At 66.9% G+C, this 20,937-nt stretch carries 41 protein-coding genes; 40 read left to right on the top strand and 1 reads right to left on the bottom strand.

The features are described from left to right. Positions 1-41: 41 nt before the first annotated feature. Positions 42-524 carry a helix-turn-helix domain-containing protein gene (locus tag RR1_RS22165; RefSeq protein ID WP_143153966.1) on the bottom strand — a complete coding sequence of 161 codons (483 nt, stop codon included), beginning with the start codon at positions 522-524 and terminating at the stop codon, positions 42-44. Between the two features lie 148 nt (positions 525-672). Between RR1_RS22165 and RR1_RS20275 the strand changes: the two genes are divergently transcribed. The 40 genes from RR1_RS20275 (at position 673) to RR1_RS20450 (ending at position 20,525) form a co-directional block, all read left to right on the top strand. Beyond that, the gene (locus RR1_RS20275) at positions 673-903 is read left to right on the top strand and encodes an XRE family transcriptional regulator (protein WP_143153967.1); all 231 of its coding nucleotides are present in this window, start codon (positions 673-675) and stop codon (positions 901-903) included. A 244-nt stretch (positions 904-1,147) separates the two neighbouring features. Beyond that, positions 1,148-1,333 carry a helix-turn-helix domain-containing protein gene (locus RR1_RS22660; RefSeq protein WP_010836642.1) on the top strand — a complete coding sequence of 62 codons (186 nt, stop codon included), beginning with the start codon at positions 1,148-1,150 and terminating at the stop codon, positions 1,331-1,333. A 77-nt stretch (positions 1,334-1,410) separates the two neighbouring features. Next, entirely contained in the window at positions 1,411-2,256 is an 846-nt protein-coding gene (locus RR1_RS20285) for a phage antirepressor KilAC domain-containing protein (RefSeq protein WP_010836643.1), read from the top strand. Further along, positions 2,253-2,453, top strand: a complete 201-nt coding sequence (locus RR1_RS20290; protein WP_010836644.1) for an excisionase family DNA-binding protein — start codon at positions 2,253-2,255, stop codon at positions 2,451-2,453. The genes RR1_RS20285 and RR1_RS20290 overlap by 4 nt, the downstream gene beginning before the upstream one ends. A gap of 244 nt (positions 2,454-2,697) precedes the next feature. Then, positions 2,698-2,892 (top strand): hypothetical protein, encoded by a 195-nt coding sequence (locus RR1_RS20295; RefSeq protein WP_010836646.1) that lies wholly within the window; start codon positions 2,698-2,700, stop codon positions 2,890-2,892. 20 nt (positions 2,893-2,912) lie between these two features. Next, entirely contained in the window at positions 2,913-3,113 is a 201-nt protein-coding gene (locus RR1_RS20300) for a hypothetical protein (protein ID WP_010836647.1), read from the top strand. Next, positions 3,110-3,355, top strand: a complete 246-nt coding sequence (locus RR1_RS20305) for a hypothetical protein (protein WP_010836648.1) — start codon at positions 3,110-3,112, stop codon at positions 3,353-3,355. Before RR1_RS20300 ends, RR1_RS20305 begins: the two co-directional genes overlap by 4 nt. Positions 3,356-3,360: 5 nt before the next feature. After that, entirely contained in the window at positions 3,361-3,702 is a 342-nt protein-coding gene (locus tag RR1_RS20310; protein ID WP_010836649.1) for a hypothetical protein, read from the top strand. Continuing rightward, entirely contained in the window at positions 3,699-3,914 is a 216-nt protein-coding gene (locus RR1_RS20315) for a hypothetical protein (protein WP_010836650.1), read from the top strand. Before RR1_RS20310 ends, RR1_RS20315 begins: the two co-directional genes overlap by 4 nt. Beyond that, on the top strand, positions 3,911-4,801 hold the full coding sequence (locus RR1_RS20320; RefSeq protein WP_040772183.1) for a lambda-exonuclease family protein: 891 nt from the start codon (positions 3,911-3,913) through the stop codon (positions 4,799-4,801). Before RR1_RS20315 ends, RR1_RS20320 begins: the two co-directional genes overlap by 4 nt. Beyond that, on the top strand, positions 4,798-5,319 hold the full coding sequence (locus RR1_RS20325) for an NUMOD4 motif-containing HNH endonuclease (RefSeq protein WP_040772184.1): 522 nt from the start codon (positions 4,798-4,800) through the stop codon (positions 5,317-5,319). The genes RR1_RS20320 and RR1_RS20325 overlap by 4 nt, the downstream gene beginning before the upstream one ends. Then, the gene (locus RR1_RS20330) at positions 5,316-6,185 is read left to right on the top strand and encodes a hypothetical protein (protein ID WP_010836652.1); all 870 of its coding nucleotides are present in this window, start codon (positions 5,316-5,318) and stop codon (positions 6,183-6,185) included. Before RR1_RS20325 ends, RR1_RS20330 begins: the two co-directional genes overlap by 4 nt. Next, on the top strand, positions 6,182-6,307 hold the full coding sequence (locus tag RR1_RS23000) for a hypothetical protein (RefSeq protein WP_010836653.1): 126 nt from the start codon (positions 6,182-6,184) through the stop codon (positions 6,305-6,307). Before RR1_RS20330 ends, RR1_RS23000 begins: the two co-directional genes overlap by 4 nt. Next, positions 6,304-7,062, top strand: coding sequence for an alpha/beta hydrolase family protein (locus tag RR1_RS20335; RefSeq protein ID WP_010836654.1), 759 nt, complete (start codon positions 6,304-6,306; stop codon positions 7,060-7,062). Before RR1_RS23000 ends, RR1_RS20335 begins: the two co-directional genes overlap by 4 nt. Then, entirely contained in the window at positions 7,059-7,322 is a 264-nt protein-coding gene (locus RR1_RS20340) for a WhiB family transcriptional regulator (RefSeq protein WP_010836655.1), read from the top strand. The genes RR1_RS20335 and RR1_RS20340 overlap by 4 nt, the downstream gene beginning before the upstream one ends. Continuing rightward, positions 7,319-7,561: a hypothetical protein gene (locus RR1_RS20345; protein WP_010836656.1), complete on the top strand. Its 243-nt coding sequence runs from the start codon at positions 7,319-7,321 to the stop codon at positions 7,559-7,561. Before RR1_RS20340 ends, RR1_RS20345 begins: the two co-directional genes overlap by 4 nt. Before the next feature lie 27 nt (positions 7,562-7,588). Continuing rightward, on the top strand, positions 7,589-8,194 hold the full coding sequence (locus tag RR1_RS20350; protein WP_010836657.1) for a hypothetical protein: 606 nt from the start codon (positions 7,589-7,591) through the stop codon (positions 8,192-8,194). Between the two features lie 157 nt (positions 8,195-8,351). Continuing rightward, positions 8,352-8,567 (top strand): hypothetical protein, encoded by a 216-nt coding sequence (locus tag RR1_RS20355; protein WP_010836659.1) that lies wholly within the window; start codon positions 8,352-8,354, stop codon positions 8,565-8,567. Then, a complete protein-coding gene (locus RR1_RS20360; RefSeq protein ID WP_010836660.1) occupies positions 8,564-8,806 on the top strand; it encodes a hypothetical protein in 243 nt (80 codons plus the stop codon). The genes RR1_RS20355 and RR1_RS20360 overlap by 4 nt, the downstream gene beginning before the upstream one ends. Continuing rightward, on the top strand, positions 8,803-9,180 hold the full coding sequence (locus tag RR1_RS20365; protein ID WP_010836661.1) for a hypothetical protein: 378 nt from the start codon (positions 8,803-8,805) through the stop codon (positions 9,178-9,180). Before RR1_RS20360 ends, RR1_RS20365 begins: the two co-directional genes overlap by 4 nt. Next, positions 9,177-9,452, top strand: a complete 276-nt coding sequence (locus tag RR1_RS20370) for a hypothetical protein (RefSeq protein WP_010836662.1) — start codon at positions 9,177-9,179, stop codon at positions 9,450-9,452. Before RR1_RS20365 ends, RR1_RS20370 begins: the two co-directional genes overlap by 4 nt. Continuing rightward, the gene (locus tag RR1_RS20375) at positions 9,449-9,742 is read left to right on the top strand and encodes a hypothetical protein (RefSeq protein ID WP_010836663.1); all 294 of its coding nucleotides are present in this window, start codon (positions 9,449-9,451) and stop codon (positions 9,740-9,742) included. The genes RR1_RS20370 and RR1_RS20375 overlap by 4 nt, the downstream gene beginning before the upstream one ends. Before the next feature lie 112 nt (positions 9,743-9,854). Next, positions 9,855-10,079, top strand: coding sequence for a hypothetical protein (locus RR1_RS22170; protein ID WP_143153968.1), 225 nt, complete (start codon positions 9,855-9,857; stop codon positions 10,077-10,079). A gap of 55 nt (positions 10,080-10,134) precedes the next feature. Continuing rightward, on the top strand, positions 10,135-10,806 hold the full coding sequence (locus tag RR1_RS20380; RefSeq protein ID WP_010836665.1) for a hypothetical protein: 672 nt from the start codon (positions 10,135-10,137) through the stop codon (positions 10,804-10,806). Between the two features lie 93 nt (positions 10,807-10,899). Then, on the top strand, positions 10,900-11,112 hold the full coding sequence (locus RR1_RS20385; protein ID WP_040772186.1) for a MerR family transcriptional regulator: 213 nt from the start codon (positions 10,900-10,902) through the stop codon (positions 11,110-11,112). A gap of 8 nt (positions 11,113-11,120) precedes the next feature. Then, positions 11,121-11,510 (top strand): hypothetical protein, encoded by a 390-nt coding sequence (locus RR1_RS20390; protein WP_010836667.1) that lies wholly within the window; start codon positions 11,121-11,123, stop codon positions 11,508-11,510. A 91-nt stretch (positions 11,511-11,601) separates the two neighbouring features. Then, complete coding sequence (locus RR1_RS22440) at positions 11,602-11,748, top strand: hypothetical protein (RefSeq protein ID WP_010836668.1); 147 nt, start codon at positions 11,602-11,604, stop codon at positions 11,746-11,748. 424 nt (positions 11,749-12,172) lie between these two features. Continuing rightward, positions 12,173-12,847 (top strand): HNH endonuclease, encoded by a 675-nt coding sequence (locus RR1_RS23175; protein ID WP_040772187.1) that lies wholly within the window; start codon positions 12,173-12,175, stop codon positions 12,845-12,847. A 197-nt stretch (positions 12,848-13,044) separates the two neighbouring features. Further along, entirely contained in the window at positions 13,045-13,557 is a 513-nt protein-coding gene (locus RR1_RS20405; RefSeq protein WP_143153969.1) for a hypothetical protein, read from the top strand. Further along, positions 13,544-14,608: a terminase large subunit domain-containing protein gene (locus RR1_RS20410; RefSeq protein WP_010836670.1), complete on the top strand. Its 1,065-nt coding sequence runs from the start codon at positions 13,544-13,546 to the stop codon at positions 14,606-14,608. Before RR1_RS20405 ends, RR1_RS20410 begins: the two co-directional genes overlap by 14 nt. Continuing rightward, positions 14,586-15,194, top strand: a complete 609-nt coding sequence (locus RR1_RS20415; protein ID WP_010836671.1) for a terminase large subunit domain-containing protein — start codon at positions 14,586-14,588, stop codon at positions 15,192-15,194. The genes RR1_RS20410 and RR1_RS20415 overlap by 23 nt, the downstream gene beginning before the upstream one ends. Positions 15,195-15,202: 8 nt before the next feature. Continuing rightward, on the top strand, positions 15,203-16,594 hold the full coding sequence (locus tag RR1_RS20420) for a phage portal protein (protein ID WP_010836672.1): 1,392 nt from the start codon (positions 15,203-15,205) through the stop codon (positions 16,592-16,594). 37 nt (positions 16,595-16,631) lie between these two features. Then, the gene (locus tag RR1_RS20425; RefSeq protein ID WP_010836673.1) at positions 16,632-17,561 is read left to right on the top strand and encodes a hypothetical protein; all 930 of its coding nucleotides are present in this window, start codon (positions 16,632-16,634) and stop codon (positions 17,559-17,561) included. A 50-nt stretch (positions 17,562-17,611) separates the two neighbouring features. Next, positions 17,612-18,217 (top strand): hypothetical protein, encoded by a 606-nt coding sequence (locus RR1_RS20430; RefSeq protein ID WP_010836674.1) that lies wholly within the window; start codon positions 17,612-17,614, stop codon positions 18,215-18,217. A gap of 33 nt (positions 18,218-18,250) precedes the next feature. Continuing rightward, the gene (locus RR1_RS20435; RefSeq protein ID WP_010836675.1) at positions 18,251-19,147 is read left to right on the top strand and encodes a phage major capsid protein; all 897 of its coding nucleotides are present in this window, start codon (positions 18,251-18,253) and stop codon (positions 19,145-19,147) included. Next, the gene (locus tag RR1_RS22445; protein ID WP_010836676.1) at positions 19,147-19,302 is read left to right on the top strand and encodes a hypothetical protein; all 156 of its coding nucleotides are present in this window, start codon (positions 19,147-19,149) and stop codon (positions 19,300-19,302) included. The genes RR1_RS20435 and RR1_RS22445 overlap by 1 nt, the downstream gene beginning before the upstream one ends. After that, positions 19,274-19,672 (top strand): hypothetical protein, encoded by a 399-nt coding sequence (locus tag RR1_RS20440; RefSeq protein ID WP_010836677.1) that lies wholly within the window; start codon positions 19,274-19,276, stop codon positions 19,670-19,672. The genes RR1_RS22445 and RR1_RS20440 overlap by 29 nt, the downstream gene beginning before the upstream one ends. After that, complete coding sequence (locus RR1_RS20445) at positions 19,669-20,052, top strand: hypothetical protein (protein WP_010836678.1); 384 nt, start codon at positions 19,669-19,671, stop codon at positions 20,050-20,052. Before RR1_RS20440 ends, RR1_RS20445 begins: the two co-directional genes overlap by 4 nt. Further along, on the top strand, positions 20,049-20,210 hold the full coding sequence (locus RR1_RS22450; RefSeq protein ID WP_010836679.1) for a hypothetical protein: 162 nt from the start codon (positions 20,049-20,051) through the stop codon (positions 20,208-20,210). Before RR1_RS20445 ends, RR1_RS22450 begins: the two co-directional genes overlap by 4 nt. 3 nt (positions 20,211-20,213) lie before the next feature. Further along, a complete protein-coding gene (locus RR1_RS20450; protein ID WP_040772190.1) occupies positions 20,214-20,525 on the top strand; it encodes an HK97 gp10 family phage protein in 312 nt (103 codons plus the stop codon). The last annotated feature ends 412 nt before the right edge of the window (positions 20,526-20,937 follow it).

Here is a 20,937-nt window from a genome sequence, read left to right on the forward strand (position 1 = left end):
AGTTAGCGATCAGATGCAGTCTGTCCACCGCATTCCCCCTTCTACGGGATCCAGCCGTGATCGTCGCTATCGTCCGGATCGGCAGGATCGTCCTCGGGGTCGTGTGCAACGCCCTCCAGATCATCGAGGTAGGCGTCAGGGTCGTCTTCGGATGGGACGGAACGTAGGTGCAGGTCCGGTCGGCTTGGGTCTACTGACCCAATTGGCTCGTGGAATACGTCGCCGAACCCTGCAGTCATTCGGCGATCTATCTCTTCCAGTAGCTGCTTGTTTGTCGCGCGCTGAAGAGCGCCCTCAACACCTACGCCCTCTATGTCGCCAGGGACTAGATATCCGGTTGAAACAAGCTCATCGCCAGCGCGCCTACCGTATGCGCGCGCGATGGCGATGACATTCTCCGCGCTCAGCTCCCCTTTCCGGGTCAGCTGACGAGACAGCGTGCTTTGATCCACGCCCACCTTCGACGCCGCGGCGCGATAGCTGTCGGCGCCGATGATGTCGTCAAGCCATTCCCTGTGGTCCATGTGATGCATCGTGTCATCACATATCGATGCACGTCAACCCGCATCCCCATGGGCACGAGGCCTCATCGCGAATCACATTGTTGACATTCGTCTACACCTGATGCATTCTGTTCTCAGTTGATGACGAGGGGATCCGAAAGGGGTGAACATGACCATCAGCTTCAAGGCGGCTCTCGAGCCCGGACTTATCGACCGGTTGAAGTCGGATCACCGCTTCTCTTCAGATGAAGCGCTCGGGACCGCTATTCGATGCACGTCCGCCGAGGTCGACGAACTTCGACGGGGCGGAACGCCTTCTTACGCAACGGCACTCGCGATTGCCGCAATCACTGGCCGTGACCGACTCGACTTCATTTGCCGAGTAACCCAGGCCGCGTAGTCCATCGCAACTCCAACCAGCTACCTGCGCTCCCCCGTAGGTGGGTAGCGCACGCCCTCTGACAAGTCCACAGCGAACATTTTCGACCTGGCGAGCGCGACGCTTATACGTCTGACAACGGTTAAAGATGAAGACCCGCAGCCCCATTCGACACTGCGGAGGCAACGCGCCGACCGATGCCGCCAGGTCCAACATCCCCGACATACGGGGGTGGCCCATTCCCGAGCCCGACGAAGGAGCTGAGGTGAAACCCAAGTCCTTGCTCACGGTTCCCCAGGCCGCCGAGAAGCTCGCCGTCTCAGAGCGAACAGTCGGCCGCATGTACCGATCTGGCGAGATACCCCACGTCAAAGTTCGCGGCCAAGTCCGAATCGATGCCAACGACATCGACAGATACATCGAGAACCACTACTACACCGAAGCGGTATGACCCGCTCAATGAAGAAGGCCGCCAGCTGATTCCAGCAGCTGACGGCCGTGACACCAATCCATCGAAAGGAGATCTGAATGTCGGAACTGACCTTACCCAACAGCCCCAGCGCAGGGGAATCACCATTCGACGCGATCCGGCAGGTCCGTCCTGACGGCCTCGAATTCTGGTCCGCACGCGACCTCATGCCGATCCTCGGCTACGACAAGTGGCAGAACTTCGAGGCGACGGTCGAGCGTGTCGTCGCAACGCTCAGCAATCAGGGAATGGCTCTGACCAGCCACGTTACTGACGCCAGTAAGAAGGTCGAGCGTCCGCAGGGCGGATTTCTCTACAAGGCGGACTTCGAGCTCTCTCGCTTCGCCTGCTACCTCGTCGCGATGAACGGCGATCCGCGCAAGCCGGAGGTCGCGGCCGCGCAGTCGTACTTCGCGATCCGCACCCGTGAAGCCGAGGTTCGACCAGCGCTCGCGGGGGAGGAGCTCCTCGCCCACGCTGTCCTCGAGGCCGCCGGGGCGATCAAGCGGATCGAGTCCGAGCGCGCGATGCTCGAGGCGAAGGTCGAAGAGGATGCCCCGAAGGTCGAGTACCACGACACGTTCGTCGCGGGCAGTGACCTCCTCTCGGTCCGCACGGTCGCCTCGACTGTCGGCGTGGCCGAGTCGTGGCTGCGTGAGGAGCTGGTGCGCCGCAAGTGGATCTACGTCGAGAAGTCGTCGCGGTGGTCGAGCAGGAAGCAGCGGATCGTCCCGCAGGCCCGCTACTCGGAGTACTCCGACAAGAAGGCGTACTTCCAGCGTGTCGAGACGCACGACGCGCCGCGGTTCCGTGGCGAGGTCATGCACACGCTGAAGATCACCGCTGCGGGCGCGAACGCGATCGCTCGGATGGTTCCGCGGTGGCAGACCGGTGGTGCAGCATGACGCTCCCACCGCCGACCCGCCTGCTGAACGCCGTCGAAGCCGGAGCGCTGCTCGGTGTGCACGCGTCGACGGTCCGCGAGATGTGGCGCGACGGCGTGCTGCGGTTCGTCGCGGTCGGTCGCGGCCGCAAGGTCTCCGACGCCGAGATCGCGCGGTACATCGCCGAGCACGAGCAGTACGTGGACGGTGCGGCGTGAGGGCCTGCGTAATCGATTGCCACGCCCCGTTCCTCGAGGTGATCGAGGCGGAGCCGATGCATCTCACGGACTGGATCGACGGCGGGCTGTGGCGCGTGACGTTCCGCGGCGGCGGCTGGCATCTGTGTGCCGGTGAGGACCTCGATGTCGTCGCGGCCCCTTGATCGCCCGGTGGCGGGGTGCGTCCCCTCCGCCCCGCCACTGGGCCTCCATCTTGCTCTTCCTTCCGATTGGAGAACTGCCAATGACCCCCGAAGAACTTGACGCCCTCGGCGTCGCAACCGACATTCAAACCGCAGCGCGGGCACTCGGAATCTCGCAGTCGCAGGCGTACTCGCTCGCGCGCCGCGACCTGTTTCCCGTTCCTGTCATTCGAGCAGGTGGCCGGTACGTCGTCCCCACTCGCGGGCTCAAGGCAGCCCTCGGGCTCGAGAGTTAGGACTGTTGATGAGAGACAGCATGATCCGACCAGAGCAGGACATCACCTACACGGAGTTCGAGCGGTCGGCGGACGAGGCGGTCGCGTTGGTCGCGGAGCCGCGGACGGTGTGGGATCGCATCGAGGACCAGTTCGTCAGCCTCGCCGTGTGGTTGTGGCTCGCCGCGTTCGGTGCGCTGATGGGCGCCGCGATCTACTTCGCCGCGGCGGTGCACTCGTGAGCGCCGCCGTCGAGCCGGGCGACGCGCTGCGCGTCCTGCGGGCGCTGATGAGAACCCCAGAGATCGCGCGCGACGCCGCCACCATCCAGGCGCTCTTCGTCGTGACGGACGCCGTGCAGCGGTGGGAAGAGAGCGACTACATCGAGAAGCTCGAGCGGAGCAAGAAGGATCTTCACGACTCCGCCGTGCAGCTGCGCGACGCCGTCGCGTGGCTCGAGTCCCAGCGGGCGGTGGGCCAGTGAGGAGCATGGAGTCGCCGCTGGGCGCGATCGCGTCGGCCGACATCCCGGACACTCCGGCCGAGCTCGCGGACCGTGCCCGCCGCGTCGTGGCCGCAAACTCGCACGACGCCGCGGACGCGCGGGAGTTGCTCGCGATGCTCGGCCTCATCGACCAGCCCGAGACGGCGGCGGCCGAGACAACCACGCCGCCCGCACGTGCGCCGCTCGCGTCGCACTGCCGAACCTGCGGGCGCTACCTCGTCCCGAAGTCGCAGAAGCCGCTCGCAGGGGAGGCGCGGCGCGGCCCGAACGGGCTGTGCGAAACCCACTACAAGGCCGAGTGGCGCGCCGCGAAGGCCAGCGCATGAAGCCGGGCGACGCGATCTACGACGCGGTCGACCTGTGGCGACTCCCCGAGGGCACCACATTCCGCGAAGAAGGCGACCGTGGCCGCACGTTCACCTCCATGCGCCCCGGCACCGGCAAAGCCTGGTGGCGGCACGTCCCCCTCCCGGTCCGCGACGTCGAGCTGCCCGTGCACATCACCCACATCCCCACCACCAGCAAGGAGCCCGCGTGAGCGTGAGCCTCGCCCCCGGCAGCCCCGAATGGGCCCGGACGATCACAGCATCGAAGATCCCCGCCATCCTCGGCGTCTCCCGCTTCCAGTCGCAGTTCTCGCTGTGGCACGAGATGGCCGGCAACTACCGGCGCGAGATCTCGGACGAGAAGCGTGACCTGTTCGACTACGGCCACGCCGTCGAACTCGCGGCCGCCCACTACTGGAAGTCGAAGAACCCCGGGTGGCGGCTGTCGCCGGGGGAGCGGCAGTTCACGCGTGACGACCTGCCGTTCGCGAACGCCGCGACCATCGACCGTCAGGCCACCCGCGGGCGGGCCCGTCGTGTCGTCGAGATCAAGACGGCCCGCTCCCTCGAGGAGTGGGGCGACGACGGCACCGGCGAAGTCCCCGCCGACTATGCGGCGCAGGTCATCTGGCAGCAGTACATCACCGGCTGGCACGATCGCGCCGACCTCGTCCTGTGGCCGCAGTACGGGATGCCGCGCATCTACCACGTCGAGTACGACGCGCCGATCGCCGACGTGATCGTCCAACGCGCCGCCGCATGGCATCAGTCGCTCATCGACGGCACCCCGCCCCTACTCGACGACACGATCGCGACCTACGAGACCGTGCGCGCCCTGCACCCGGACATCGACGCGGACACCGAAACCGAGATCGACCTGACCCTCGCCGTCGACTACCTCGCAGCAACGGCCGAACTCCGCGACCTCGAAGCGCACGTGCGGGGCCTCAAGTCCCGCGTCCTCGACCGCATGGGCAACACCCAGCACGCCACCTCCCACGGCCACCGCATCGCATCCAGGCGCCCCACCCGCGGCAACAGCATCGCCCTCTACGCCGCCAAGACCACCCCCGAACTCATCCAGGAGCCAGCAGCATGACCGAGGAATGGCGCGACATCCTCGGATACGAGGGCAGCTACCAGGTAAGTGACACAGGGCGCGTCCGCAGCCTCGATCGACTGATCGTCCTGAAGAACGGGTCGACTCAGCAGTGGAGAGGGAGGGTTCTCTCTCCGGGCGTGACGCCGTACGGACACCAGACGGTTCGCCTCATGCGGGGCGGCACAGGTCAGTCCACGTTTGTCCACCGACTCGTTGCGATCGCATTCATCGGCGCCGCCCCTGCTGGCCATGAGTGCTGCCACCGAGATGGGGACCCGATCAACAACAACGTCTCAAACCTCTACTGGGGAACCAGGTCCGACAACTTGCATGACCAGGTCCGACATGGCGTCCACGTTAGCGCCCGGAAGACCCACTGCGTGCACGGCCATCCGTTCACGCCCGAGAACACCTACATGAACAAGCGGCCAGGTGGTGGCCGCATCTGCAAGACCTGCACCTACAACCGAAAGCGCGCAGCGCGGGCGCGACGACAGAAGGCGAGCAACGTATGACCAACGAGATTGAACTGCACACCGGCCACGCCGAGATCGTGCCAACCCGGGACGAACACGCCCGCTCCACCGGTTATGCGAAGCTGCGCGAGCACGCCCTCGCGAAGGCCGAGGCGTGGGATTACGCCGAGTTCATCACCTCGACCGGCATGTGCCCGGACATCTTCCGCGGCAAGCCGAAGGACGCGACGGTCGCCATCCTCCGCGGCGCGATGCTCGGATTCGACCCCGACTCGTCCCTCGAAGCGCTCTTCGTCATCCACGGGAAGGTCGGCATGTATGCCCGCGCCAAGTACGCGGTCGCCCTATCCCGCGGCGCCGACATGTACGAGGTCGAAGCGTCCGACACGTCCGTCACCTGGGCAGGTACGAAGCCCGGCGACGACCAGGTGCAGACCGTCACGTGGACGATCGAGCGCGCCACCAAGGCCAAGTACGTCACCAACTCGAAATATGCGACCAACCCTCAGCAGATGCTGCGTGCGAAGTGCCAGTCCGAACTGGCGGACCTTCTCGCGCCCGGCGCACTGCTCGGACTCATCGACGAGGTCGACCAAGACCAGCAGCAGCCGGTCCGCGCGACCGCCGAGCGCGTCGATCGACCGAAGCGTGGCACCGCGGGCGTCGCGGCCGCCCTCGGCATCGACAAGGCCGAGCCCGTCACCGAACCCGCGCCGCCGGAGACCGCCTCGCGCGCCGAGCTCGGCGGCCTGACGAAGGCGCTCGACGCCGCCGGGATCGAGCGTGACGAACGGAAGGCGTTCCTCTCCGCGCGCGTCGGCCGCGACCTCGCCGCCGCGAGTGAACTCACCTCCGCCGAGGTCGCCGCGATCGTCGACTTCATCGAGAACGGCGAGTCGGCATGACCCGCACTCTCGTCTCGATTGCCCTCGCCGCTGCGTTTGCGGCGGCGGGGGTGACGGTCGCCGTCGCGATCGTCCTCGAGCAGGCCATCGACCTCGCCACACCCACGAGGAGGATCCCGTGACCGCCCGGATCACTGTCGCGTGTGCTGGCGGCATCGGAGACGACTCGCTCGGCGGAATGCTGTCGGGCATCACTCGGCATCTCGACCGCGCGAAGTATGACGTCGTCCGCCTCGAGTCGCCGCAGTCGTACGGCCCCGTGCCCGGTCCGCGGGGCGTGTCGTTCGATCAGTCCCTCCGTGTTCTCGATTCGAGCATCGAACTCAAGCTCGTCGTCTCTCGCGTCCCGGTCGTACTCATGGGCTACTCGGCGGGCGCGGCGGGGATCGGTGACACGGTGGCGCGGCTCGTCCGCGAGCGCTCCACCCTCGTCGATCGGATCGCCGCCGTCGTCCTCGTCGCCGATCCGCGCCGCCCGAGCGGCGACGGGCTGCCGGGGCACGGCGTCGCCGGCAACCGCCCGATCCCCGGCGCGCCGTTCCCCGTGATCTGGGTGTCGGATCCGCGAGACCCGATCTGCTGCTGCACCTCCGAGGCGCTCCGCACAGTCGCTGACCAGTCGTCGGCGTTCTCACTCGTCGACCCCATCACATGGGGCCGCGACATTCGGGATCGGCTCGCCACGAACCGGTGGCAGGAAGTCACGCGCCTGCGGATCTGGGAGCTCCCGAAGATCGTGCAGCGTTACCGGATTGCCGTCGAGCACCTCGCCCGCTACCCGCACGAGCACGTCCTCTACGGGGCGCGCGTGTGGCCCGGGACCGGCCTGCCGTACCTCCACGAGGCAGCACGACGCGTCCTGGCGGTGACCGCATGAGCCTGTTCGATCTCCTCAACCACGAGAAGTGGATGGACCGGGGTGTGTGCCGGGAGGTGTTCCCGGATGCGTTCCACCCGAACCCGGGGGAGTCGTCGGCTGCGGCTCGCCGCGTCTGTATGGGATGCCCGGTGCGCGGCGAGTGCCTCGAGTACGCGCTCACCAACCAGGAGCACGGCATCTGGGGTGGCACGTCGTCGAAGCAGCGCGCGGTGATGCGGAGGCAGCGCCAGGAGATCGCGGCAGGCGGTGCAGCATGAGTGGGCAGGTGACGAACCGGATGGTCGATTCGGTCGACAAGGCGGCTCTCGAGCTCGTCGGGATCGTTCACGGCGAAGGGTCGGCGCCCGACGTGGAGAAGCTCGTGCGCGGCATGACGTGGCATGAGCTCGTCGGGCTCGCGATCTCCTGCGCGGCGATGGTCGACCCCGACCGGCCGATGTCCGAACTCCTCGCGTGGATGGATCGACCACTCCGACCAGTGCGAGGTGCTGCCTGATGGATCTCCCACCAGAGGGGGTGCGGCATGCCTCGTAAGCGGATGCTGCACCCACGGTTCTTCAAGTCGAAGCCGCTCGCCGAGTTGTCTCTCGCGGCCGAGCGGACGTTCGAGGCGTTCTGGTGCTACGGCGACGATCGGGGCCGCCTCGAGGACGACCCGGCGGAGATCTGGGCGGAGGCGTGGATGACGCGCCGCCGGGACGCGTCGATCGATGATGTGGCCGGTCATCTCGACGCTCTCGTCGATGGTGGGCAGCTGTGCCGGTACGAGATCGGCGGGGGTCGTTTCCTGCATGTGATCGCGTGGGACGAGCACCAGAAGATCTCTCATCCGACGCCGTCGAAGCTGCCTCCGTGCCCGGATCATCACCCGTTGGAGTGGTCGATCTGGTGGAAGGACGACGACACGGCGACGGACCGGTGGCGGCGCGCCGAAAAGGCCGCTCGCCAGGAGAAACGTGACTCGGGAGAAACTCCGGAGAATCTCGCGAGGAACTCCGGAGCGACTCCGCCCCAGTGTAGTTCAGTTCAGTTGAGTTCAGATCAGGCGAATCTCGCGAGGGACTCCGGAGAAAACGGCAACGTCCGACAGTTCATCCGCAAGTCCACCGGGAAGGCAGTCGGGGAGTGACCCGCGCCTACGCGCAGTCCTGGGACCACGAGTGCCCTCACTGCCACGCCGCCGAGTTCGAGCACTGCACGTACACCGACAGCCTCGGAAACACCCGCGCCCGCCACACGCCGTGCCTCGCACGCATGGCCGGCGCCTACACGCCCCAGGAGCCCCAGTGACCCTCACCGTCTCGATCTTCGGACGCGAGATCCTCGAGATCCGCACCGACACCCCGGCCCCGAGCCCCGAGCAGGACCCGAAGGACCTCATCGGCGGCGAGTTCGGATTCGGCCTCCATCGCCCCGTCCACCTCGTGGACGACCCCGTGAAGCGGTGGGACCCCGGAACCGAGTGGGCCTCGCCGGATCCGGAGCTGGGGGTCGCGAAGTGAAAACCACGTTCCACGACGGGAAGTGGTGGGTCGTCACCGCGATCCGCCGCAACCCGTTCGAGTACGCCGAGCTCGCGAGGCCGGGGGAGCGGTGCACGGTCGCGGTCCACCGCATCCGCATCCACGACGACCAGAACCCCGCCACCCACCCCGTCACACCAGACACCACCGTTTCGTCCGCCCACGGGCCACACAGCCCCGCGAACGACACGCCAGCCACGGAAGGACTCACCGCATGACCATCACGCCCGAGGCGCTCGCCCGGCTCATCGCCGACGCGTTCTACGACCAGGACTCCTCCGTCGATGACGCGAATCTCACCGAGACGACCATCTCCGACACCTTCGACCTGGTGGCCGTCGCGTCCGTGCTGCTCGCCCGGTACGCGATCCTCGAACTCCCCGAACCCAGTTTGCGGGTCGACGCCGCGAACGGCGTGGACGGCTACGTCGGCTTCGAGGCAGCCCTGGACACCATCACCGTCTACGTCTACGACGACGGCGACATCTACGCGGAGCTCTCCTCGTCCACCGACGACACCCCCGACGAGCTCCGCACTCTCGCTGCTGCCCTGTGCGCGGCAGCCAACCACGCCGAAAAGGTGAAGGCATGAGCGCCCGAGACGACCTAGCCGACCTGATCGAAGCGCTCGACGGCGGCGACTACGCCGAGATCGCCGACACAATCCTCGCCGCTGGTTGGAGGCCCCCGGCCCGCGTCATCACGAAACGCGAGCAACTCGACGCACTCCCAGTCGAAGCCGTGATCCGTGACGCCGAGGACGAAGTGCTCGAACGGTGGGAAGATGGTTGGGAGGGAGTTGGGGGCGGTTACATCGTCATCCTCCCCGTGACCGTGATCCACGACCCGAGCGAGACGCCGTGAGGTGGCTGCGGGAACGGTCCCGACGCCGCCACTGCCCACACCTGCGGGTACGCGGCATCTACGGCGACGAGATCAACCACACCCCCGGTGGGAGACGCCTCGAATGCTGGGACTGTGGACGCCTGCTCGACGGTCCGGTTCGGATCGCGGAAGTACGGCAGCGCGAACACGCCGAGGTCCGCGAGGTCGTGAAGCCGGTGCGAGATGAGGCGGCGCTCGCGCTCCTCAAGGCCGATCCGCAGGCGTTCTTCGACTACGAGCGGCGACAGCGACCGAGGGACCACCTGTGACCGCGCCGTCCCTGTTCGACCCGCCGCCCGAACCCAAGCCGTGCTGGGTGTGCTCACGCATCCTCGTCCCGCCGCCCGTGTGCGGCACCCACTGCCACCAGGAGAACCAGCCATGACCGAGCCCCGCAAATTCCAGAAGCGCGCCGTCGCAGTGGAAGTCATGCAGATGCCATATCGCTACGAGGGAACCGACCCGTCGATCGACAACCACGCCCGGCGGACGAGGGCCGCAGCCGTCTACGCCTGGATCGTGCGCAAAACGACGACGCCCTCGTCGGCATCGTCATCCACAAGCGCCACGGCAACGGCGACCCACTCGACCAGTGGGTCACCATGACCGTCGCCGACCTCGTCGCACTCCTCACCGGAACACACCCAGCCCAGGAGCTCCCATGACCGTTCGACCATGCCGCCACCCGCGTTGCGACCGCGACCACGGCAACCCCGCCCTCACCGAACTCGGCATGTGCGACCCCTGTCAACGCCACCTACACCGGCTCCTCGGCTGGCTCGTCCTCGACTGGGTCAACCTCGCCCGCAACCTCCCGACCCCGACTGCGCCCGCCGGCACCGATCACCGCGCCACCCGACACACGTACGGACACCCCGCAGAATGGGCATCCGATACCGCCCGCTCAATCGCCGACACACTCAACGAAATCCACGACGCGCTCGCCGATCACCTCGGCGAAACTCCGCCGCCGCACCCCACGGTCACCGACCGCATCCGAGTCCGCGCTGCATGGCGCTACCTCGAACCTCGAATCCACCTTCTCTCCGCCACCGACTGGGCCACCGACACCGTCACCGAACTCAGCGACCTGCACCGCAAGATCCGCTCCCGCCTCGGACACACCATCCCGCGCACAGCACTGCCCACTCCGTGCCCATCGTGCGAACTCCGAACGCTCACCCGGTCGCAGTCACCGAACCGCGACGCCATCGAATGCGGAGCGTGCGGCTGGCACATCCCCGACACCGACTACCAGCGGTACGCGAGGATCGTTCTCGACACGCTGGTCGACGACGGGGGCGACACCACTTCAGCTGTACTGGTACAGTGACACGCACTGACACACGTGTATCCACACCGTCCACGAAGACCCCCGAACCCGCTAAGGGCTCGGGGGTCTTCGTGTTGCGCGAAAGAGGTGGCCATGAACGCAGTCCTCGCACCCGAAGGCATCGACTCACAGATCACCGCCACCGAAGCCGCCACCCTCTGCGGCGTCGCCCTGTGCACCATCACCAAGTGGGCCCGCGAGGGCAAGCTCTCACCTTCCGGCGCCGACGAGCGGGGACGAAAGCTCTACCGCCTCATCGATGTAGCCAAGGCCGAATACTCGACACGGAAGAAGGCGCGCCGATGAAAGGCCACGTGAAACGCGTCATCGACACCCTCAACGCGCTCGACTTCCGACGCGACGACGACGCCTCCCGCCCAGGCAAAACCGTCTACTGGCACCCCAACAGCCCAGACGAGCGACTCAACATCTTCCACGGCGCAACCGAACCCGCCTGTATCTCCCTCATCTGCAAGGCACAGAAGATCGCCGACACCGGATGGACCGGGCCCGCAATGCCACGCACCATCGGCGAACGAAACGCCATCCGCCGCAACGAACAACGCCGCCACCGCGAACGTGACATCACTGCACACGCCGAACGCGGAGCCCGCGCCGAACGCCGCTACCAATCGTGGCGTGCCATCGAAACCGAGGAACGCCGACAGCGCGAACTCCGGCAACTCATGATGCCCGGGCGCTGACCCCAACACCCAGGGGCGCGACTGGGCCACGTGCTGCACGCCGATGGCTGTGCGCCGGGAACCAACGCGCAAGCCCACTGAGGAGGTCGCGATGCCCAGCCTCGAAGACCTCATCGAGCAGGCGCTCGCCGATCTGCGCACCGCACGCGCACGATCCGACCGCCGCGCCATCGACGGATGCCAACGCATCCTCGACATCAGACTCGACCAACTCGCGCACCGCCGCGGCCGCATCTGATGCCACGCGCACGCAACCGCGTCTGCTCCACACCCGGCTGCCCCCGCATGCAACCCGAAACACAATGCCTCGAGCATCGACGCGACGAGAACCGGCACCGACACGCGACCACGCCCACCAAGAGCACGCGCGACTGGGCAGAACGACAGCGTCGAGCAACCGCAGTCAACGCGCACCGAGCACGCCATGGCGGCTGGTGCCCCGGCTACGGCGTCCCCGCCCACCACGCAACCGACCTCACCGCCGACCACATCGTTCCCGTCGCACGAGGCGGCGACCCACGAGGACCACTCACTGTCCTCTGCCGATCCTGCAACGGACGCAAAGCCCACAACTGAAGACACCCCACGGCTGATCACCGCGGGCAAGAGAACCCCCGACGTACCTCATGCGTCGGGGGTTCTCGCACACATGAGGAGACAGGGTGAGCAGACGCCCCGACGGAACACTGCACGGAACCCACTACGACAAGAACTGCGCACGATGCGGAACACCATTCCGCACACGCAAGCCGCAGGCCAAGCACTGCAGCCGACGATGCGTCAACCTCGCCCGCTACGACACCATCGGACGGAAGACGGACACCGAGCCAAGCCGAAGTCGCCGCGTCTGGATCCGCGACTGCGACCTCTGCCGAGCCCCGTTCGTCGCACGCACAGACAAGACGACCCTGTGCCCCACATGCACCCGAGCACCACGCAGCTGCCGCGTCTTCATCACCGACTGCGCACACTGCGGCCGCACATTCGCAACGCGGTACACGATCAGCACATGCTCAGACGAATGCACAGAGGCCCGACGCCGCGATGGTAAGCGCGCTGGCAAGCTACGGCGCCGAGCCCTGCAACGCTCAGCCTTCGTCGCCAACGTCTCACCCCGCAGCGTCTACGAACGAGACGGATGGCGATGCCACCTCTGTCGCAAGCCGATCAACCGCAACGCGCAGGCACCACACCCGAAGGCACCGACCATCGACCATGTGATTCCCCTCGCAGCAGGCGGAACACACGAACCCGCGAACTGCAGAGCCGCGCACTTCCTCTGCAACGCCCGCAAGAGCCACCGCGGAGGCGGGGAACAGCTCCTCCTACTCGCCTGACCAGCGGAAACAGTTCCCGCGGCACCCACGGAGGGCCGACCGGTCGCCATACCCCCACCGGGGGACCTCAAACCGACCGACGCCCCGCCCCCCCGGGTGAGGGCGCTCGCAGGTGCGTCAGGTTCAACCAACTTCCCGGTCGGCGCAACGCCGACCGCTCCGGACGCGGCGCAACGCTGCAGAGGGATGTGATCGGTATGCCTCGTGGAGGAGCTCGAACGAACTCGGGTCCGGTCCCGGATCCGATGGCGCTGCGCCGGGATCGGCCGTCCGACAAGGACGGGTGGACGACGCTGCCGGCCGAAGGACGCAAGGGCGCGACGCCGAAGAACCCGCTCTCGCCGATCGTCATGGACGACGAGGAGCATCCGGGGCTGCAGACGCGGCTGCGGAAGCGGGAAGCGGTCGTGTGGCGGCAGGCGTGGCGGACGCCGCAGTCGGTCCAGTGGGAGCGGTTCGGCTGGTCGCATGACGTCGCGGTCTACGTGCGGCTTCTTGTGCTGGGCGAGAACGGCAACGTGAAGGCCCTGTCGGAGGCGCGGCAGTGGTCGGATCGGCTCGGCCTGAATCCTGCTGCGATGCTGCGGAACCGGTGGAAGGTCGCCGAGGATCAGGTCGCGGACAAGCGGGACGAGAAGAGGGCGGCTGCTGCACCGAAGCGGTCGTCGTCGCGGGACCGGTTGAAGGTCGTGGCCGGTGGCGGAGACTGAACACGCCCCCATCGACTTCCCGACGCTCGGGTTCCTCGTCGGCGACTGGATCGAGGCGCACTGCATCATCCCGGACGGGTTCAAGGCCGGTCAGCCGTTCCGGCTGTACAACGACCAGCTGCGGTTCCTGTGCAACCACTACCGGGTGAAGTCGGATGCGAAGTGGGACCCGCGCGACCCGGTGCTGGCGCCGGCGTTCTACAACCGGCGTTCGCAGCTGGTGCGGCCGCAGAAGTGGGGGAAGGGCCCGCTGACTGCGGCGATCATCGCGAACGAGGGCGCTGGGGTGTCGACTTTCGCGGGGTGGGCGCGCGGCGGCGAAGTCTACGACTGCCGGGACTTCGGATGTGGCTGCGGGTTCGTGTTCGAGTACGAGCCGGGTGACCCGATGGGGATGCCGTATCCGACGCCGCTGATTCAGCTGACGGCGACGTCGGAGGAGCAGACCGACAACGTGTATCGGCCGCTGCAGGAGATGATCCGGCGTGGCCCGCTGGGTGAGCTGATGCGTGTCGGTGAGGAGTTCATTCGCCTCGCGGGGAATGGGCGCATCGACGTCGTGACATCATCGGCGACATCGAGGCTGGGCAACCCGATCACGTTCGCGTTGCAGGACGAGACGGGCATCTGGCTGACGTCGAACCACATGCAGAAGGTCGCGGACACGCAGCGTCGCGGCCTCGCGGGTATGGGTGGCCGGTCGATCGAGACGACGAACCCGTGGGATCCGTCCGAGAACTCGGTTGCGCAGAACACGTTCGAGTCGCGGGCGACGGACATCTTCAAGGACTTCCCGATGGCACCGAAGACGCTGTCGTACACGGACAAGCGGGAGCGACGCCGGATTCACCGGTTCGCGTACGGCGACAGTCTCCGTGAGCGTGGCGGTCACATCGACCTCGATTCGATCGAGGCGGAGGCGATGGAGATCCTCGAGCGGGATCCGTCGCAGGCAGAGCGGTTCTTCGGGAACCGGATCGTGCACGGGCTGGGTGCGTGGCTACGAGAGGGCTTGTGGGAGGCGCACTATGCCGGCGCTGTGGCTTCCTAACCCAGCGGACGGGACGCAGATCGCGGTCGGGTTCGACGGATCGGAGAACAACGACTGGACGGCGCTGCGGGCGGAGACCCGGGACGGGTTCCAGTTCACGCCCCGGTACGGGCCTGATGCCCGCCCGATGATCTGGAACCCCGCGGAGTGGGGTGGAGAGATCCCGCGTGGCGAGGTTCATGCCGCGGTCGACGAGTTGTTCACCCGGTGGCGGGTGTCCCGGTTCTACGCTGACCCGTCCGGCTGGTACTCGGAGATCGGCGATTGGTCACTGCGGTACGGCGAGGACGTCGTGTCGGAGTGGCCGAACGACAAGATCAGCCGCATGTACCCGGCGATCCGCCGGTTCGAGACAGATCTCGTGACCGGGCGGATCACTCACGACGGCTGCCCGATCACCGCGGTGCACATCGCGAATGCCCGGAAGGTCGCGAAGCCAGGACAGAAGTTCGTGCTCGGCAAGCCGGCCGATCACCAGAAGATCGACGCCGCGCAGGCATCGATCGTCGCGCACGAAGCTGCTGCTGATGCCCGCGAAGCGGGGTGGCCGTCCGAGACCGAGTCCCACGTGATCGTGTTCCGATAGGAGGCACTGTGGCGCAACTGTCCTCCGAGGAAGAGGCCGTCTTCAACCGCCTCGAGCAGGAACTGTCGCAGGCGCAGCCCGGGTTCGATCTCGCGGACCGCTACTACGACGGGCTGCAGCGTCTCGAGCAGCTCGGGTTGGCGATCCCGCCCGAACTGCAGCGGTTCACGGTCGTCGTGAACTGGAATCTGATCGCGGTCGACGCCCTGCACGAGCGGATCTCGATCAAGGGCTTCAAGCTGCCCGGTGCCGAGTCCGGCGACGACGAGCTGTGGCGTGTGTTCCGGGCGAACAACCTGCCCGCGCAGTCGCGGCTCGGGTTCCTCGACGCCCTCGTGTACGGCCGCTCCTACTACTGCGTCGGTGAGAACGAGGACGATCCTCGGACGCCGCGCGTGACGGTGGAGTCGCCGCGTGAGGTGATCACCGAGCGCGATCACCGGACCGGCAAGGTTCGTGCCGCGCTCCGCCTGTACGACGTCGTGAACGGCAGGGCGACGGCAGCGACCCTGTACCTGCGGGACGAGACGATCTGGCTGACGTCGGATGGTGGCGGCTGGGAGATCACCGACAGCGACGAACACGGGCTCGGCATGGTTCCCGTCGTGCCTGTGTTCCACCGTCGCCGGTTGACGATCCCGACGCACCGCACGACGCAGGGCGTGTCGGAGATGGCGCCGCTGATTCCAATCGTCGATGCGGCTGCCCGCAACATCACGAACGCGCAGCTCGCGCAGGAGACGCACGCTGTTCCGCAGCGTGGTGTCATCGGCGCCTCGAAGGGCGACTTCATGGACGCAGAGGGGCAGCCGCTGCCGGTGTGGGAGGCGTACTTCGGGGCCGTGTGGGCGATCACGAACCCGCAGGCGAAGCACTTCCAGTTCGATTCGTCGAGCATGGACAACTTCGAGCGGATGATGAACCTGTACGCGCGGATGGCTTCCGGCGTGTCGGGGCTGCCTGCGTCCTACTTCGGTCTCGCGGCCGACGACGCGGCGTCCGCTGACGCGATCCGGTCCCGTGAAGCGCGGCTCGTGAAGCGCGCCGAGTTGTGCGGTGAGAACTTCGGTGACCCGACCGCCGACATGACGAAGCTCGTCATGCGGATCCGCGACGGAGTGTGGGATCCCGAAGTGAACCTCGTCGAGACACTGTGGAACGACCCGGCGACGCCGACACGCGCACAGCAGGCCGACGCGATCGTGAAGCTCTACCAGGCGGCCGACGACCGCGGCCGCCCGCTACTGCCAGCGGAGATGGCGTACGAGGAACTTGGGTGGGGGCCGGAGAAGATCAAGCGGGCGCTCGCGATGCGGGAGCGTGACGCGTCGGACCCGCAGCTCGAGCGGATCACCCGCACGTTCCAGGACGTGACCGCTGCTGCCGGCCGAGGCGAGTAGCTACTGGTCCGATCAGCAACGTCTCACGGCATCGACGTTGGCTCTGGTGCGCCGGTTGTGGCGGCGAATGCAGCAGGGCGACCTCGATGAGACGTGGTTCCGGATCGCGGGGCCGATGCTGATCGCGGTGCTGCAGGCGCAGGAAGAAGCTGCACGAGCCGCTGTCGACTACGTGCCGGCTGTGCTGGGTGCCACGAACATCGACGCCGTTCCAGAAGGTGCCGTTCAGACGTCCGCGCTCGTCGGGGTTGCTGGTGACGGTCGCCCCGTGGATTCGCTGCTCGTCGGTGCCCGGGTCGCCGCGAAGAATGCGGTCGCGGCCGGTCAGTCCCGTGCGCAGGCAGTTGATGCCGGTGGGCGATGGTTGAACACCGCGGTGTCGACGCTGCTGTCCGACACCGGACGTGCCGCCGAATCGGTCGGGATCGCAGCACGCCCGGGCGTCGGGTACGTGCGGATGCTGAACCCGCCGTCATGCTCGCGGTGCGTGGTTCTCGCGGGGAAGTACTACCGGTGGAACCGTGGATTCCGTCGTCACCCCGGCTGCGACTGCCGACATATCCCGGCCCGCGAGTCGATGTCGGATGACCTGCGGGTCGAGCCGCGACGCTACTTCGAGTCACTGCCGCAGGCCGCACAGGAATCGACGTTCGGTGTCGCTGGCTCGCAGGCGATCCGAGACGGCGCAGACCTCGGCCAGGTCGTGAACGCGAACCGCGGGACACAGACGGCGCAAGTCTTCGGCCGCCAACTCGACATCACGCTCGAGGGCGTCACACGCAGGGGCCGCGCCTACCGGGCGATGTCCGAGGCCGGGTACGTGCAACGGCAGGGCGAGCTCCGTGCCACAGGTGAGCGGTACCGGTCGTGGCGGGCACCAAGGTTGATGCCCGAGACGATCTACCGGATCGCCGACGACCGCGCCGACGCGCTGAGGATGCTCCGGCTGTACGGCTACCTCGACTGAGACCACCCCTCCCGCAACGGGAACGGGCCAACCTCTCGCAAGGAGAGAACATGACCGACGCTGCGAACACCAGCGACAGCACCGACACCGGCGACGACATCTTCGGCGAACAGGACGACGCTCACGACACCGACGTCGACAGCGACGCGGACACCGACAGCGAACTCGCCCCGGACGACGACGGCGCCGACGAACTCGGAGACAAGGGCAAGCGCGCTCTCGAGTCGATGAAGTCGAAGTGGAAGAGCGAGCGGACCCGCCGCCAACAGCTCGAGGCCCGCGTCGCCGACCTGGAATCGAAGGACGGCGACGACGACGATGCCTCGCGGCAACGTGCGGCCGACGCCGCAGCGTTGGCGAAGGCGAATAGTCGCATCGTCCGCGCCGAGATCCGCGCAGCAGCGGCAGGCAAGCTCTCCGATCCCGCGGACGCACTCAGCTTCATCGACCTCGACCAGTTCGAGGTCGGAGAGGACGGCGACGTCGACCAGGACGAGATCGCAGAAGCGATCACCGACCTGGTGCGCCGGAAGCCGTACCTGGCCGCGCAAAGCGGCACCGGGCGACCGAAACCCGACCGCTCCCAGGGAGCGCGCGGGAAGTCCACCGCAACCACCGCAGACAGGTTCGCTTCGGCGATCGACAACCTCCTCTGACAAGGCCGGACATCCGGCCGGGAAGGAATCCCGATGGCTGGGATCAACCACAATCGCACGACCTCCGGAGTGATCCTCCCGCCCGAGGTGTCCAACGAAATCTGGCAGGACACGCAGAACGAGTCCGTGATCCAGCGGCTCGTCCCGAAGGTGACCCTCCCCGGATCGGGCATCACGATCCAGACGATCACCGGTGACCCCGTCGCCGAGTGGGTCGCGGAAACGGCTGCGAAGCCGGTCGGCGAATCCACGTTCGGCCAGAAGTCGATGACGCCCTACAAGGCCGCGATCATCGAACTGTTCTCGGACGAGTTCCGGCGAGACAAGGCGGCGCTGTTCAACGCGCTGCAGACGCGGCTGCCGGGCGCGCTCGCGAAGCTGTTCGACACCGCAGTCCTGTTCGGTCCCGCACCGGGGTCGAACTTCGACACCCTCGCGGCCGCGCCGCAGGCCAGCATCAACACCGCGGGCTCCGTGTACTCGGGTCTGCTCGGTGCGCTCTCGTCGGTCGCGACAGTCGGCAAGTCCGACATCACCTCGTGGGCGCTGTCCGCGCAGGGCGAGATCAAGGTCCTGGGCGAGCTCGACGGCGACAACCGTCCGCTGTTCACGATGAACCCGCAGACGGACGGCGCGATCGGTTCGCTGCTCGGCCGCTCGGTGTACAAGAACCAGGCCGTGTACAAGGCCGCGGGCGGCGCCGGCACCAAGGAGACGCTCGGCTTCGCCGGCGACTGGGCATCGGCACGCTGGGGCACCGTCGAGGGCATCAAGATCGACATCACCGATCAGGCCACGGTCACCAAGGGCAGCGACAACATCAACCTGTGGCAGCGGAACATGTTCGCTGTCCGCGTCGAGGTCGAGTTCGGGTTCATCGTCCGCGACGTGAACCGGTTCGTTCGCCTCACCGGCGTCTCGGGGGCGTGATGGCTGACATCGACCTGAAGGACCCGCTCTCGGGCGGGGTGATCACGGTCGACGAATCCGTGGTCGCCCTCTTCGAGAATCACGGGTACCAGCGCGTGAAGAAGGCCACGACCCGCAGGGGCAAGGGTGACGACACCGCTGCCGACGCTGGTTGACCGCAGCGACGTCGAGGCCCGACTGGGGGAAACCCTGGAAGGGCCCGACGCGTTGCAGGCCGATTCGCTCATCGAGTTCGCTCAGGTGAAACTCCGGGCGCTGCTGCCGTCGCTCGATGCACGTCTCTCCGCGGGGGGCCTCGACCAGGTCCTCGTGAGAGGCACGTTGGTGTCGGCAATCTGCCGTGGCCTGGACGTGATGCGTGTCGGGCTCCGGGTCCGCAGTGAGGCATACCCCGAAGTCACGACGACGTATGCGGACGCTCCCGGCGATCTGATCGCGTTCACCGACGACGAGCTGTCGGCGCTCGCGCCGTCCGCCGGGATCAGCGGGGGAGCGTTCACCATTCGCCCCGGCGGTGGGCTGTGACCCGCCGCCTCACGGAGCAGTGGGTGCTGCTCGTCGAGGGTGATCCGGCGGTGGACCCGGCGACCGGGAACTCGCGGCCCGGTCCCGATCGGGAGGTGCCGTGGTCGGGGTTGCTGCAGCAGCGGCAGCTGTCCGCGTCGTCCGTGGACGCCGGCAACAGCGAGTTCCTCGAGGGTCACGAGACGTCCGTGTACGACCTGCTTCTCGATCCCGGTCTCGATCCGTTTCCGAAGCGCCGGGACACGTTCCGCGGTCCCGATGGGCGCGTGTTCCAGGTCGTCGGCACGCCGCGTGTCCGCCGCCCTGCCCGTGGGTCACGGAGGCCCGCGTACATCGCGGCGATCGTGCGCGCCGCATCCGATTTCCAGGAGGAACCATGAGCAAGGAACGATCCAGCGACATCGTCGAGTTCGAGGTCGGCGGCAAGAAGGTGTGGGCCGCCCGCGACTCGAAGGCGCACCAGAAGCACGTGAAGTCGCAGAAGAAGGCACCCGCGGTGAAGACGGTCGACGTGAAGACCGAACCGGACAAGAAGTGACCGGTGGCTGCACGGATCCGTGTCTTTCGTGAAGCCGCTGTGCGGGAGGCTCGCCGGATCTCCACCGATGATCGGGTGAAGATCGCTGAGGAAGCGGCGAGCGAGGCCCGGGCGATGGCGCCGGTGCTCGACGGCGACTACCGGGACGGGATCGATGTTCGTGTCGATGGCGACCGGGTGTTCCTCGTCGACGACGACGAGGAAGCGATCTTCAAAGAGTATGGGACGAGCACCACGCCTGCCCATGCTGCGGTGACAGACGCAGCGCGAAGTCGGGGCAAGTACTCCGGCTGGAAACCGCGTTCCCGCAGATAAACTGAAGGCCCCGGCGAGTGTTGGAGCACTCCCGGGGATGTGGCCAAACCTGGATGAGAGGTTCGACATGTCCAAGGATACGTGTGTAGCGCCTGACTGTGAACGACTAGTCAGTCGCGGAGGGCTTTGCAACGCGCACTACCTGCGAGTTCGGCGGCATGGGAGCTATGAGCTCCCTCGATCGTGTGCAGTGGGTGGGTGCTCAAACCCGCTTCGGGGCTCTCAGCAACTGTGCACCGAGCATGCGTCCGCCTGCGCTCACCAGGCATGTGAGCTGCCAAGGTCCGGGAGATCTCGGCATTGCAAGCTCCACAAGAACTACGGGTCTACAGCGACCCCGATCCGCGATGGGCAGAAGCAATGCCGAGGTTGTGCTGAAGTCCTCCCTGTCGACTCGTTCAACAGGCTTACT

The sequence above is a fragment of the Rhodococcus rhodnii NBRC 100604 genome (genome assembly GCF_001894925.1).
GTDB classification, from domain to species: domain Bacteria; phylum Actinomycetota; class Actinomycetes; order Mycobacteriales; family Mycobacteriaceae; genus Rhodococcus_F; species Rhodococcus_F rhodnii.